A 12,246-nucleotide genomic window follows, 5' to 3' on the forward strand; every position below is an offset into this window, starting at 1 on the left:
GGGAACTGCCAGGCATCAATTAAAACAAAAGGCCTCGTCGAAAGACGGGGCCTTTTGTTTTGTACCAATCTCAGATTGTTGATGTACAGGCAATAAAAAAGCCACCTGCACAGGTGGCCTTCACTAAAACAGTCTTACAGATTAATGAATAACCTGCGACAAGAACGAGCGAGTACGTTCTGATTTCGGATTCGCGAAGAATTCCTCAGGTGGCGCCTGCTCAACGATTTCGCCACGATCCATAAAGATCACCCGGTCAGCTACAGTACGGGCAAACCCCATTTCGTGCGTCACACACAACATTGTCATGCCTGACTGAGCAAGCCCGATCATGGTGTCCAGTACCTCTTTTACCATCTCCGGATCCAGTGCAGAAGTGGGTTCATCAAACAACATAATCTTCGGCTTCATGCACAGCGAACGGGCAATAGCCACACGCTGTTGCTGCCCACCGGAAATTTGCCCCGGGAACTTATGCGCATGCTCGGCAATACGCACACGCTCCAGGTAGTGCATCGCCAAGGCTTCAGCTTCTTTCTTCGGCATCTTACGTACCCAAATAGGTGCCAGCGTACAGTTTTGCAGTACCGTAAGATGCGGGAATAAATTGAAATGCTGGAACACCATACCGACTTCCTGACGGATCTTCTCAATATTGCGGATATCTTCGTTCAACTCGATACCATCCACGACAATCCGCCCCTGCTGATGTTCTTCCAGATGGTTAATACACCGGATCGTTGTCGATTTTCCCGAACCTGAAGGGCCGCAAAGCACAATGCGCTCGCCCTGTTTCACATTCAGATTGATATCTCTCAGGACATGGAACTGCCCATACCACTTGTTCACATTTTCGAGCGTAATCATCGCGTCGCCAGATTGCATAATTGTATTACTCATGGGGATCCTCAGTGCGGTGTACGCCCGGTGTTAAAGCGCTTCTCCAGATGCTGGCTATAGCGCGACATGCTAAAACAAAAAATCCAGTAAACTAATGCAGCAAAGACATAACCTTCAGTCGACATGCCAAGCCATGCAGGATCCACGGTGGCCTGCTGCACACTACTAAACAGATCAAACAGACCGATGATGATCACCAGGCTGGTATCTTTGAACAGCGCAATAATGGTATTCACCAGGCCAGGGATCACCAGCTTCAAGGCCTGCGGTAAGATCACTAAGCCCTGTGTTTTCCAGTAACCCAGCGCCAGTGACTCTGCCGCTTCGTATTGCCCCTTCGGCAGCGCCTGCAAGCCGCCGCGCACCACTTCCGCCACATAAGCCGACTGGAACAGGATCACCCCGACCAGCGCACGAATCAGCTTATCGATGCTGGTTCCTTCGGACATAAACAGCGGCAGCATTACGGAGGACATAAACAGAACGGTGATCAGCGGAACGCCGCGCCAGAACTCAATAAAGACGACGGACAGCACGCGCACAACCGGCATCTTCGAACGACGACCCAACGCCAGCAAAATGCCGAGTGGTAATGCGCCGGCAATCCCCACTGACGCGATAATCAGCGTCAGGGTCAAACCGCCCCACTGACGGGTCTCAACACGATCCAGCCCAAGAAACCCACCGAACATCAGCCACCAGACCACAATCGGATAGACGACGGCCCAACAAGCGATATAGCGGCCACGGTGCGGCAACGCTTTCCAGAACATCGGTGCAATAGAGAGCAGGCCCACAATCAATGCCAGGTTAATACGCCAGCGCTGATCGTGAGGATAAAGACCATACATAAACTGGCCAAAACGCTCATGAATAAACACCCAACAGGCACCCGCTTTCGTGCAGTCCGCTCGAGTAGAACCCACCCAGTTTGCCTGGAACAGCGTCCATTCCAACAGTGGTGGGAGCAATACCCACATCAACCACAGACAAAAAAGAGTCAGCAGAGAGTTAGACCAACTGGAAAAGAGATTTTTCCGCACCCATAACACAATACCGTTACTGCCTGCCGGTGTCGGGCGCGTAGCAGGAGACAGAATAGCTTTTGTCATCTTCGTTCCTTAGCGCTCAATCAGTGCAATGCGACGGTTATAGATGTTCATCAGCAGGGAAATCGACAGGCTGATAAGCAAGTAAACAGACATCGTGATAGCAATCGTTTCAATGGCCTGACCCGTCTGGTTCAGTACTGTACCGGCAAATAACGACACCATATCCGGGTAGCCGATAGCGGCGGCCAGAGAGGAGTTCTTCGCGATATTCAGATACTGGCTGGTCAGTGGAGGAATAATCACACGCAGCGCCTGCGGAATAATGACCTGGCGCAGTGTCACCGGATTCGGCAGCCCCAGCGAGCGAGCCGCTTCGTGTTGCCCATGGGGGACGGACTGGATGCCAGAGCGAATAATCTCGGCGATAAACGCAGAGGTATACACCGACAGCGCAATGGTCAGTGCCGCCAGTTCCGGGATCAGCACCATCCCGCCGCTGAAGTTAAACCCGCGCAGTTCCGGTATTTCCCAGTGCAATGCAGCACCAAACACCCAATGCGCCAGCAGCGGCAGGCCAATGATCAGCACCAGCGCCGTTGGCCATGTTCTGCGTAATTGCCCGGTTTTAGTCTGGTGTGCTTTATTGAAGCGGAACAGACCGACAGAGGCGATCAGCGCTATCACAATGACGACAACAAATGCCAGTACACCCTCGCCCATCTGGGGGGAAGGAATATACAACCCACGGTTGCTCAGAAAGACAAGATCCATGGCGCTGACTGCCTGACGGGGGCCCGGCAAATTACGCAGCACCGCAAAGTACCAAAAGAAAATCTGCAACAGCGGCGGGATATTGCGAAAAGTTTCGATATAAATCGTCGATAATTTACGCAGCAGCCAGTTTTCTGAAAGACGCGCAAGCCCCAGGAAAAAGCCAAGGAAAGACGCGAAAACAATACACAATGCTGATACCAGCAGCGTATTAAGCAGGCCAACAAGAAACACACGGCCATAGGTATCGCCTTGCTCATAATCGATAAGATGTTGAACAATGCCAAAACCGGCGGCGCGGTCGAGGAAGGCAAAGCCGGAGGTGATCCCGCGATTATTCAGGTTAGTAACAGTGTTGTGTATCAAATAGATGGCGATAGCGACGACGGCCACAATCGCAATAATTTGAAACAGCCAGGCGCGAACCGCAGGGTTTGAAAGGGAGATAGCGCCTTTCACGGTTGGGCGGCGATGGGACATAGGGAAAACCTCAGTAACCATGACTCTGGGCTGGGCGCCACGCGGAGTGACGCCCGTTACAGCACTTACAAATTAGCGTACCGGCGGAGCGTACTGGATGCCGCCGTTGTTCCAGAGATTGTTCTGGCCACGTTTGATTTTCAGCGCGCTCTCAGAACCGACGTTACGCTCGAACACCTCAGAGTAGTTACCGACTTTCTTGATGATGTTATAAGCCCATTTATTATCCAGCTTCAGATCCTTGCCGAAATCGCCCTCTTTGCCCAGCAAGTGCGCCATATCCGGTGTAGCCGGGTTCGCCGCTTTCTCGTCGACGTTCTTCGAGTTGATGCCCATTTCTTCGGCATTCAGCATGGCGAACAGCGTCCAGCGTACGATGGAGAACCAGTCATCATCGCCGCGGCGAACAACCGGGCCCAACGGTTCTTTAGAGATCACTTCCGGCAGTACGATCCACTCGGCCGGGTTGCTCAGTTTAATACGCAATGCGTACAGCTGAGACTGGTCAGACGCCAGCGTATCGCAACGGCCTGATTCCAGTGCTTTTGCCGATTCGTCGGAACGGTCAAACGTGACCGGCGTATATTTCATATTGTTGGATTTGAAATAATCCGCCACGTTCAGCTCGGTGTCGGTGCCAGCCTGAATACAAACGGTTGCGCCATCAAGCTCTTTGGCGCTCTTCAGGCCCGCTTTGTTATGCGTCAGGAAGCCGATACCGTCATAATAGGTGACGCCAGTAAAGGAAAGACCCATACCGCCATCGCGCGAGGAGGTCCAGGTGGTGTTACGTGAGAGCATATCCACTTCGCCGGACTGCAACGCGGTAAAACGCTCTTTTGCGGTCAGCGGGGTGTATTTAACTTTTGTATCGTCACCGAATACGGCGGCGGCAACGCCGCGGCAAACGTCCACGTCGATACCGGTGAATTTACCGCTCGCATCCGCGTAGGAGAAGCCAGGCAGACCGTCGCTGATACCGCATTGTACAAAGCCTTTCTTTTTCACGGCATCCAGCGTTGTGCCCGCGTGCGCCTGGTTTGCAATGGCAAACAGCACGCTGGCGGCGGCCAGGCTGGCGATCATCATCTTTTTCATAATGCATCCTGTGTGGCGAAAATTTATCGTTATATAAGGCGTCCGGGAAACGCCTGAAACCTGTCTGTGGCTATGGCCATACTCTTTAAAGCAAAGGTAGTGCCAGTTTTGCGGACGGCACATTTGAGGGTGCTGAACACGCAATATTGAGAGTGTAGACAGTAAAAAATAAAACTTTTGCCCTGTACTGGTGCAAAACTATAACCTGCGCCACAAAATGGAGCAAAAAAGGAACATTTGTCACCGGGAATTAACAGACAAGTTTCCAGGGTGAATATAAGCAAAATATTGAATGGCATCGCTTTGTGAAATAAATCACGTCCCGGCGCAAAGGAAATAAAAAAGAGAGGGTTTTACCGGCAGGATGAAAAGGATCTTTTCTTTTATTGCTTCCTTGTGAAGCCAAAAATTTACGCCTGAGGAAAGCGTTGCACCGTTATAAAGCAAAAGCGCGGCGTGTGCCGCGCTTTCGAGAGATCATTTCGTTAATGCCACGATACCCAGCGTCAGACCGGCCAGCGCAGCGGCACCACCGGCTATCGCCCCAGCGGTTTCCCAGTTGTCCTGAGTGGTCCCTTTCATGCAGGTATTGGTATGCACCAGGCGGCCTTGATCGTCGTATACCGGCACACAAGGAGAATCGTGAGCGCAGCCAGCCAGAACAGTAGACAGCAACGCAACGGAAATGAATTTTTTCATGATATTACCTCGAAATAATCACGATCCCCGGTATCAATAATAGCGATACCCCGTCCAGAACCGATGCCATTATTTTACCATTGGCATATTGGCTTGCCCTGTAGTAATAATCTCAAAGTATGTGCAGTGTAAACATCATGGAGATAAAACCGGATAAATGAGTCATCGTGCAGAAAAGATGAATCGGAAATAAACGATATATTCTTTACTGGCGTAACGTCTTGATTAATGACAGGGCAAGTCAGGCATTACGCATCCGTCACCGCGAGAATAATAAAAAACAGTTATCCGCTCCGATTAAATAAAAACGCCCTCAGGCATTTTTATTTAACCTGTTCATTTTCCTTAGTGAATATCATCATCGGGATGAGTCCAGGCTTCTTCGGTAATGGATTCGGCGCTTACCGGTTTTCCCAGTAAATAACCTTGCAGTGTATTACAGCCGAGTTCGGTGAGGAACGCGCGTTGCTCTTCCGTTTCCACCCCTTCGGCGACCACTTTCAGATTCAGTGTCTTCGCCAGTGCCACGATGGCGGAGACTATCGTGGCGTCATCGCCTTTGCGGCTGAGCTCACGCACAAATGCGCGATCGATTTTTAGCTCACTGGCCGGCAGGCGTTTCAGATAGAGCAGGCTGGAATAACCCGTCCCGAAATCATCAATAGACGCCTTTACACCCAGTTCAGTCAGTTTTGTCAGCACCCGTACGCTCTCGTCCGGATTGCTCATCGCGGTGGTTTCCGTCACTTCAAGGATCAGCTTGTCCGCTGGCACATCATGCTTCCTGAGCGTGGCAACGATGGTGTCGATCAGTGAGGATTGCTCAAACTGAAGCGTTGAGAGATTCACCGCAATTGACCATGCCAGACGGCCCTGCTTGCGCCATTCGCTAAGCTGTCGGCAGGCCTCATCTACCACCCAGTTGCCCAATGGGACGATAAGCCCGGTTTTTTCGGCCAAAGGGAGAAACACATCCGGCGTCAGGCGGCCTCTTTGTGGATGATCCCAGCGCAGGAGCGCCTCAAAACCAATCACCGGACCTGAAGGCGCATTGAATTTAGGTTGGTACACCAGACGGAATTCCTGATGTTCAAGCGCAGACCATAAATCATTGAGCAAGTGGAGCTGCGTTTGCGCCAGCGCATTCATTGACGGCTGGAAAAAATGATAGCCATTACGCCCCATATGCTTGGTGTGATACATCGCTGCGTCGGCGTTGAACATCATCTCACGCTCGCTCTTGCCGTCATGCGGATACAGCGCGATGCCCACGCTCAGCGTGACCATGACATCATAGGGGTCGATGTTGAACGGTTTATCAATAACGTGTACCAGGGAATTGGCAAGCGTGGCCGCCTCGTCAGGCGCACTGACTTCTACCAGTAAGACGAATTCATCGCCGCCGATCCGCGCCAGCGTATATTGCCCTTTTAGCTGTTGCGTCAGGCGGTCGGTCACTGCAATCAGAAGCTTATCGCCGACATCGTGGCCCCATGCGTCGTTGACGGTTTTAAAACCATCAAGATCCATAAACATCAGGGCAAAACGGGAGTCTTCGCGTTTGGCTTTCGTAATAGCCTGCTCAAGGCGGTCTTCCAGTAATACGCGGTTAGGTAAACGCGTCAGCGTATCGTGCAGGGCCAGGCGCGCCAGTTCACGATTAGCCGCAGCCAGCGACGTTGCCAGCAACGACGTCCGCGCCTGCAAACGCGCATCGAACATCGACACCAGTAACGTAATGCCCAGCACCGAGAACGCCATCATACTGACCAGAATCGCCAGCCAGTTATTGTTAAAGCCGCTATGCCCCATGACGTGTTGCTGGGGAAATTGCGCAGCCATCATCCCGGTGTAATGCATCCCGGCAATGGCGATCCCCATCAGAATGGCGGCGCCAAAGCGCATCAATGCCACCTGTGCGGCTTCATGACGTAAGCGGAAAGTGAGCCACAACGCGGCAAAAGACGCCGCCAACGCAATCACGACCGACAGGGCGACCCAGTTCATATTCCAGACAATGGCCGGTGAGACCTGCAAGGCAGCCATTCCGGTATAGTGCATCGCGACAATGCCAAGCCCCATCACAATGGAACCGGGAATCAGGCGCTGTAGATGGAGCCGTGGCGTGCTAACCAGCCAGAGTGCGAACAGCGAGGAGCCAATGGCAATGAACATGGATATGACGGTAAGCAGCGGTTTGTAGCGCATGCTCATTGATATGTCCATGGCCAGCATACCGATAAAATGCATCGCCCAGATGCCGATCCCCATTGCGATGCCGCCGCCTGTTAACCAGACCCAGGCTGATGCCCCCGTGCTGGTGGAGACGCGACCGGCCATATTCAGTGCGGTATAGGAGGCCAGGATGGCGACGATAAAAGAAACAACAACAAGGATATAGTCGTATTGGCTAACCAGCATGATGTCATCAACTCATTCACTAAGGGCGTTACGCATTACTGCCGTCGTCGGGCGAAAAGGGCTGAGACATTATCATCGTAAGGGGATGGCTCAAAATGATTTAAACCCCAACGTTAGCCAGGGTGAAAGCGCTATTGTCGCGAGTTTCCGCCACTTACAAGCTTTCGCAGTTCACCAGTTTGAGCGGGTTCACGGAGTCCATATTGCGGCACTTATCAATCTCGGTCGTCAGATACTCAATCCATTGCATGATGACGACATCCAGAATCAGGATCGACAGAGCGAAAGCCACCAGCCACCAATATTTGCGAATCATTCCGTGTTTCCCTATCTTGCAACCATTTGCTGAAAATATACACGAATCCACGACGGTGAAAAGACGAGGAAAGCGGGGTTTTGTGGGGTATTTCGGGCAATAAAAAAGGCGCTTCCCCATGCCGGTTAGCGCCTTTTTATCAATACAACTCACTGATTCAAAATCAGTTCATGCCGTATTTTTTCAGTTTTTTACGCAGCGTGCCGCGGTTGATGCCCATCATCAGCGCCGCGCGGGTCTGATTACCACGGGTGTATTGCATCACCATGTCCAACAGTGGCTGTTCTACTTCAGCCAGTACCAGCTCATACAGGTCATTAACATCCTGACCATTCAGTTGAGCAAAATAGTTCTTCAGTGCCTGTTTTACCGAATCACGGAGCGGTTTTTGGGTTACCTGATCCTGAGAGTTAACGGTAGAAACGGTCAGTACGTCAGAATTTACGCGTTGTTCGAACATAGTTCTGTCAGCTCTTTATTTCTGTTTACGCAAAATTTTCGAAGTATGCCTCCAACGCCTCCAGCTGTTCGCTGGCATCCTCAATGGCGTTGAATGTGCGCCGAAACTGGTCATTCGGAGCGTGCTCCTGGAGATACCAGGAGACGTGTTTACGCGCGATTCGATAACCTTTTGCCTGACCATAAAAGTCATGCAGTTCCCGAACGTGCGCGCAAAGCAAGCGCTTAACCTCTGCCAAAGGCAGCGGGGCCAGCAGCTCCCCAGTGTCCAGATAATGCTGGATTTCCCGAAAGATCCAGGGTCTTCCCTGAGCTGCGCGGCCTATCATCAGGGCATCCGCCCCCGTATAGTCGAGCACAGCTCTGGCTTTAAGCGGGTCAGTAATGTCGCCATTCGCGATAACCGGAATGGAAACTTTCTGCTTAACTGCCCGAATACTGTCGTACTCAGCTTCTCCATTGAACAAACAGGCGCGGGTGCGTCCATGAATGGTCAGAGCCTGAATGCCACAATCTTCAGCCAGTTGGGCAATTTCTACACAGTTACGATGTTCCGGAGCCCAGCCAGTGCGAATTTTCAGCGTGACAGGGACATCCACTGCTGCAACCACCGTGGTCAGGATTGACTTCACCAGATCCGGGTATTGCAACAGGGCCGAGCCTGCAAGCTTGCGATTCACCTTTTTGGCCGGACAGCCCATATTGATATCAATAATCTGGGCGCCGCTTTCCACGTTAATACGTGCGGCTTCCGCCATTTCATCCGGGTCGCTGCCGGCAATTTGCACGGTGCGAATACCGGGTTCATCAATGTGCACCATCCGCAGTCGGGACTTGTCGCTTTCCCACACCTGCGGGTTAGACGACATCATCTCGGATACGGTTAAACCGGCTCCCATCTCGTAGCACAACGTCCGGAATGGTCTGTCAGTAATGCCAGCCATCGGCGCTGCTATCAGGCGATTTCTGAGCTGGTGGTGTCCGATGCGCATGAGTTAAGAAATGACCATACTGTGACTGCAAGGCGGCGTATATTACGCATTTTTCGCACGAGATGAAAGGCCAAACTTTGACCAATCCTCTGTTGTAGATCAAGGAATCGCCAGCAACGGCAGGGGTTTAAAATAATAAATCATATTTATCATTAGCTTACTGGAAAGAGAAAAATTTTGTTAAGGCGATAAATTCACGCAAGTAATCGTTTTTTGTGGGGAGATAAGCGGGCGGATTGCTTTTTTTTCGTGCAAAAAGGGCGGGTTTTGCGAACCTGCTCGCATTTTTTGACCTGACAATTTTTGGGATTATTCGACAACCCGATACCCTTGCAGCGGTTGTTACTGGGGTGGCTGAGGGTGAATTGTGGTGGGTAAAAGACGAAAAAGACGAAGGTTTGAAAGCGTGGCCCGCAGGCCACACTGAGAAGCTTATTTTTTCTGACCGGTGATGCGGCACCACTCCTCTTTCTCCACCACTGGATCGAGGGTGAAAACGTCGGTATAGGCTTCACAGACGCTATCCGCCTGGCTGGCAAGGATACCGGAAAGGCCCAGTAAACCGCCCTCAACGGGCAGCACGCTGATTAACGGCGCCAGTTCACGCAACGGGCCAGCCAGAATGTTGGCGACCACCACATCGGCCTGCATGGCCTCTGGCTGATCTTTCGGCAGATAAAGTTCCAGCCGTTCAGATACGCCATTGCGCTGGGCATTATCGCGGCTTGCCTGAATAGCCTGCGGATCAATATCAATACCGATCGCTTTTGCCGCGCCAAGCTTCAGAGCGGCGATCGCGAGGATCCCGGAACCACAACCGAAGTCGATCACCGTCTTGCCGGTAAGATCCAGCCCGTCCAGCCATTGCAGGCACAGCGACGTGGTCGGGTGAGTACCGGTGCCAAAAGCAAGCCCGGGATCGAGCATCACGTTAACCGCCTTAGGATCCGGGACATCGCGCCAGCTCGGGCAGATCCACAGACGCTCGCCAAAACGCATCGGGTGGAAGTTATCCATCCATTCGCGCTCCCAGTCTTTGTCTTCCAGTTGCTCAATCTTGTGGGCGAAGCCTTCACCCAGCAGCGGGTGGAAAGCGAGTTGGGCGATAACGTCATTCATCTCGGTTTCGGCATCGAACAGGCCGATAACATCGGTATCGCCCCACAGGCGCGTTTCGCCCGGCAATGGCTCGAACACCGGCGTATCATGCGTGTCCTGGAAAGTAATGGAAACGGCGCCCGCTTCCATCAGGGCATCGCTCAGCTCTTCGGCGTTAGCGCCGGTGGTGTTCAGTTTCAGTTGGATCCAGGGCATGTCTTAACTCTTTATTGATTAACAGAGATAGTCGGAGCCTGCGGCGCGGGTTGACCAAAACGGTTCCCGACGACGAAAGCCAGCAAACTTAGCAGTAGCGAGGGCACAATCGGGTGGAAGCCCAGGTACTGAATATTAAAGGTGGCGAGCACGGCATACAGCACGCCACCGACAATCATGGCGCTGAGTGCGCCCACTGCGTTCGCGCGCTCCCAGTAAAGCCCCAGTACCAGCGGCCACAGGAACACGGCTTCCAGCCCGCCAAACGCCAGCAGGTTAAGCCAGATGATCATCTCCGGCGGGCGCCATGCCGCCAGCATCATCAGGATCCCAAGCACCAGGGTGGTGATCGTAGAGATGCGTTTCAGCCGCTGCTCATGATGCATTTTAGTCGGCTGTGCGTTGAGCCACAGATCTTTCACGATCGTCGCGGAAGCCTGCAACAGATGCGCATTCACATTCGACATGATCGCCGCCATCGGCGCGGCGAGGAACAGACCCGCCGCCCAGGGCGGCAGCACTTCAACCATCAACGTTGGGATCACCTGATCCGGTACCGACAGATGAGGCAGCACGGCACGGCCCAGTGCGCCTGCCAGATGCATGCCGAGCATTAGCAGCGCAATGACGACAGTGCCGATAACGATGCCGCGATGCACGGATTTACTGTCTTTATACGAGATGCAGCGTACGGCGGTATGCGGCAGGCCAATCACACCGAAACAGACCAGCACCCAGAATGAGGTCATAAATGCCGGGGTGAGAATATCCGACGCGCCATGTGGGCTGACCAGTTTGGGATCGATATGTTGCAAGGTGTCGACCGCATTGTGCAGGCCTCCTGCGGCATGGATCACCCCGACCAGCAGCACCAGGGTGCCAACCAGCATCACCATTCCTTGCATCGTGTCGTTCAATACGCTGGCGCGGAAGCCGCCAAACGCGGTGTACAACGCAATCGTAATGCCGAAGATCAGCAGCCCGGTTTCGTATTTGATGCCGGCAGCGGTTTCCAGTAAACGCGCGCCGCCAATAAACTGCACCGCAATAGCGCCAACAAACGCCACCAACAGGCTGACGCTGGCAATCCAGACCACCGCGCGGCTTTGGTAGCGCGCCATCAGCATATCGTTAAGGGTGATGGCGTTATAACGGCGCGCCAGAATGGCGAACTTCTTGCCAAGAATACCCAGCGACAGCCAGATAGTCGGCACCTGGATCATCGCCAGCAGCACCCAACCCAGCCCGAATTTATAGGCAGCGCCCGGTCCGCCGATAAAAGAACTGGCGCTGACATAGGTGGCGGTCAGCGTCATTGCCAGCACAAAGCCGCCCATCGAACGGCTACCGAGGAAATACTCGCTCAGGAAGGTTCCGCTGCTGCGCTGGCGCATGGCGTAGAAAGAGAGGCCAAAAACCACAATTAAATAGATGATCAGTACGGCAATGATTTCATTCTGCATCGTTATCCTCCAGGGCGATATCGCGGAAGATAAAACGCACCATTGCCCAGCACAGCAAAATAAACACCAATGGCGTGAGCAGGCAGGCCAGCTCAAACCAGCGCGGCAGCCCGGTGAATCCCTGCGCGGAATCGGGTAGGTAAGCACACACTAACCAGGCAGCCAGATAAAGAAGGGTCAGCCACAGTGCCCAGCGGGCTTCTTTGTGGGCCTGAACAAAACGCTTGTCCATTGTATTCCCTTGTGGATGAAGAAAGCGGGGATTGTACCCTATGGCAAAG

General features: G+C 52.9%; 12 protein-coding genes. All 12 read right to left on the reverse strand.

The features are described 5' to 3' along the window. Positions 1-141 precede the first annotated feature (141 nt). The gene (locus tag ACQ3G7_RS21215; protein ID WP_263099100.1) at positions 142-900 is read right to left on the reverse strand and encodes an amino acid ABC transporter ATP-binding protein; all 759 of its coding nucleotides are present in this window, start codon (positions 898-900) and stop codon (positions 142-144) included. An 8-nt stretch (positions 901-908) separates the two neighbouring features. After that, the gene (locus ACQ3G7_RS21220) at positions 909-2,012 is read right to left on the reverse strand and encodes an amino acid ABC transporter permease (protein WP_430891930.1); all 1,104 of its coding nucleotides are present in this window, start codon (positions 2,010-2,012) and stop codon (positions 909-911) included. A 9-nt stretch (positions 2,013-2,021) separates the two neighbouring features. Next, on the reverse strand, positions 2,022-3,203 hold the full coding sequence (locus tag ACQ3G7_RS21225; protein WP_430891931.1) for an amino acid ABC transporter permease: 1,182 nt from the start codon (positions 3,201-3,203) through the stop codon (positions 2,022-2,024). Between the two features lie 72 nt (positions 3,204-3,275). Beyond that, positions 3,276-4,301 carry an amino acid ABC transporter substrate-binding protein gene (locus ACQ3G7_RS21230; RefSeq protein ID WP_061492949.1) on the reverse strand — a complete coding sequence of 342 codons (1,026 nt, stop codon included), beginning with the start codon at positions 4,299-4,301 and terminating at the stop codon, positions 3,276-3,278. 477 nt (positions 4,302-4,778) lie between these two features. Continuing rightward, positions 4,779-5,000: a putative periplasmic lipoprotein gene (locus tag ACQ3G7_RS21235; protein WP_430891932.1), complete on the reverse strand. Its 222-nt coding sequence runs from the start codon at positions 4,998-5,000 to the stop codon at positions 4,779-4,781. Between the two features lie 345 nt (positions 5,001-5,345). Next, entirely contained in the window at positions 5,346-7,421 is a 2,076-nt protein-coding gene (locus ACQ3G7_RS21240; protein WP_430891933.1) for a putative bifunctional diguanylate cyclase/phosphodiesterase, read from the reverse strand. A gap of 154 nt (positions 7,422-7,575) precedes the next feature. Then, positions 7,576-7,737, reverse strand: coding sequence for a DUF2556 family protein (locus ACQ3G7_RS21245; RefSeq protein WP_263099106.1), 162 nt, complete (start codon positions 7,735-7,737; stop codon positions 7,576-7,578). A gap of 163 nt (positions 7,738-7,900) precedes the next feature. Further along, a complete protein-coding gene (fis, locus tag ACQ3G7_RS21250; protein WP_000462905.1) occupies positions 7,901-8,197 on the reverse strand; it encodes a DNA-binding transcriptional regulator Fis in 297 nt (98 codons plus the stop codon). Between the two features lie 25 nt (positions 8,198-8,222). After that, positions 8,223-9,188 carry a tRNA dihydrouridine synthase DusB gene (gene dusB / locus ACQ3G7_RS21255; RefSeq protein ID WP_263099107.1) on the reverse strand — a complete coding sequence of 322 codons (966 nt, stop codon included), beginning with the start codon at positions 9,186-9,188 and terminating at the stop codon, positions 8,223-8,225. Positions 9,189-9,620: 432 nt separating this feature from the next. Then, positions 9,621-10,502, reverse strand: a complete 882-nt coding sequence (gene prmA / locus ACQ3G7_RS21260; RefSeq protein WP_430891946.1) for a 50S ribosomal protein L11 methyltransferase — start codon at positions 10,500-10,502, stop codon at positions 9,621-9,623. An 11-nt stretch (positions 10,503-10,513) separates the two neighbouring features. Then, positions 10,514-11,965 (reverse strand): sodium/pantothenate symporter, encoded by a 1,452-nt coding sequence (panF, locus tag ACQ3G7_RS21265; protein WP_430891948.1) that lies wholly within the window; start codon positions 11,963-11,965, stop codon positions 10,514-10,516. Beyond that, positions 11,955-12,197, reverse strand: a complete 243-nt coding sequence (locus ACQ3G7_RS21270; RefSeq protein ID WP_263099110.1) for a YhdT family protein — start codon at positions 12,195-12,197, stop codon at positions 11,955-11,957. The genes panF and ACQ3G7_RS21270 overlap by 11 nt, the downstream gene beginning before the upstream one ends. Positions 12,198-12,246 lie beyond the last annotated feature (49 nt).

Origin of the sequence: Kosakonia sp. N21 (assembly GCF_050587465.1) — a bacterium.
GTDB lineage: Bacteria > Pseudomonadota > Gammaproteobacteria > Enterobacterales > Enterobacteriaceae.

Coding starts and splice junctions, on each gene's coding strand:
- ACQ3G7_RS21235 (WP_430891932.1), bottom strand. CDS start 5,000: ATGAAAAAATTCATTTCCGTTGCGTTGCTGTCTACTGTTCTGGCTGGC.
- fis (WP_000462905.1), bottom strand. CDS start 8,197: ATGTTCGAACAACGCGTAAATTCTGACGTACTGACCGTTTCTACCGTT.
- prmA (WP_430891946.1), bottom strand. CDS start 10,502: ATGCCCTGGATCCAACTGAAACTGAACACCACCGGCGCTAACGCCGAA.
- panF (WP_430891948.1), bottom strand. CDS start 11,965: ATGCAGAATGAAATCATTGCCGTACTGATCATCTATTTAATTGTGGTT.
- ACQ3G7_RS21220 (WP_430891930.1), bottom strand. CDS start 2,012: ATGACAAAAGCTATTCTGTCTCCTGCTACGCGCCCGACACCGGCAGGC.
- ACQ3G7_RS21270 (WP_263099110.1), bottom strand. CDS start 12,197: ATGGACAAGCGTTTTGTTCAGGCCCACAAAGAAGCCCGCTGGGCACTG.
- ACQ3G7_RS21245 (WP_263099106.1), bottom strand. CDS start 7,737: ATGATTCGCAAATATTGGTGGCTGGTGGCTTTCGCTCTGTCGATCCTG.
- ACQ3G7_RS21230 (WP_061492949.1), bottom strand. CDS start 4,301: ATGAAAAAGATGATGATCGCCAGCCTGGCCGCCGCCAGCGTGCTGTTT.
- ACQ3G7_RS21215 (WP_263099100.1), bottom strand. CDS start 900: ATGAGTAATACAATTATGCAATCTGGCGACGCGATGATTACGCTCGAA.
- ACQ3G7_RS21240 (WP_430891933.1), bottom strand. CDS start 7,421: ATGCTGGTTAGCCAATACGACTATATCCTTGTTGTTGTTTCTTTTATC.
- ACQ3G7_RS21225 (WP_430891931.1), bottom strand. CDS start 3,203: ATGTCCCATCGCCGCCCAACCGTGAAAGGCGCTATCTCCCTTTCAAAC.
- dusB (WP_263099107.1), bottom strand. CDS start 9,188: ATGCGCATCGGACACCACCAGCTCAGAAATCGCCTGATAGCAGCGCCG.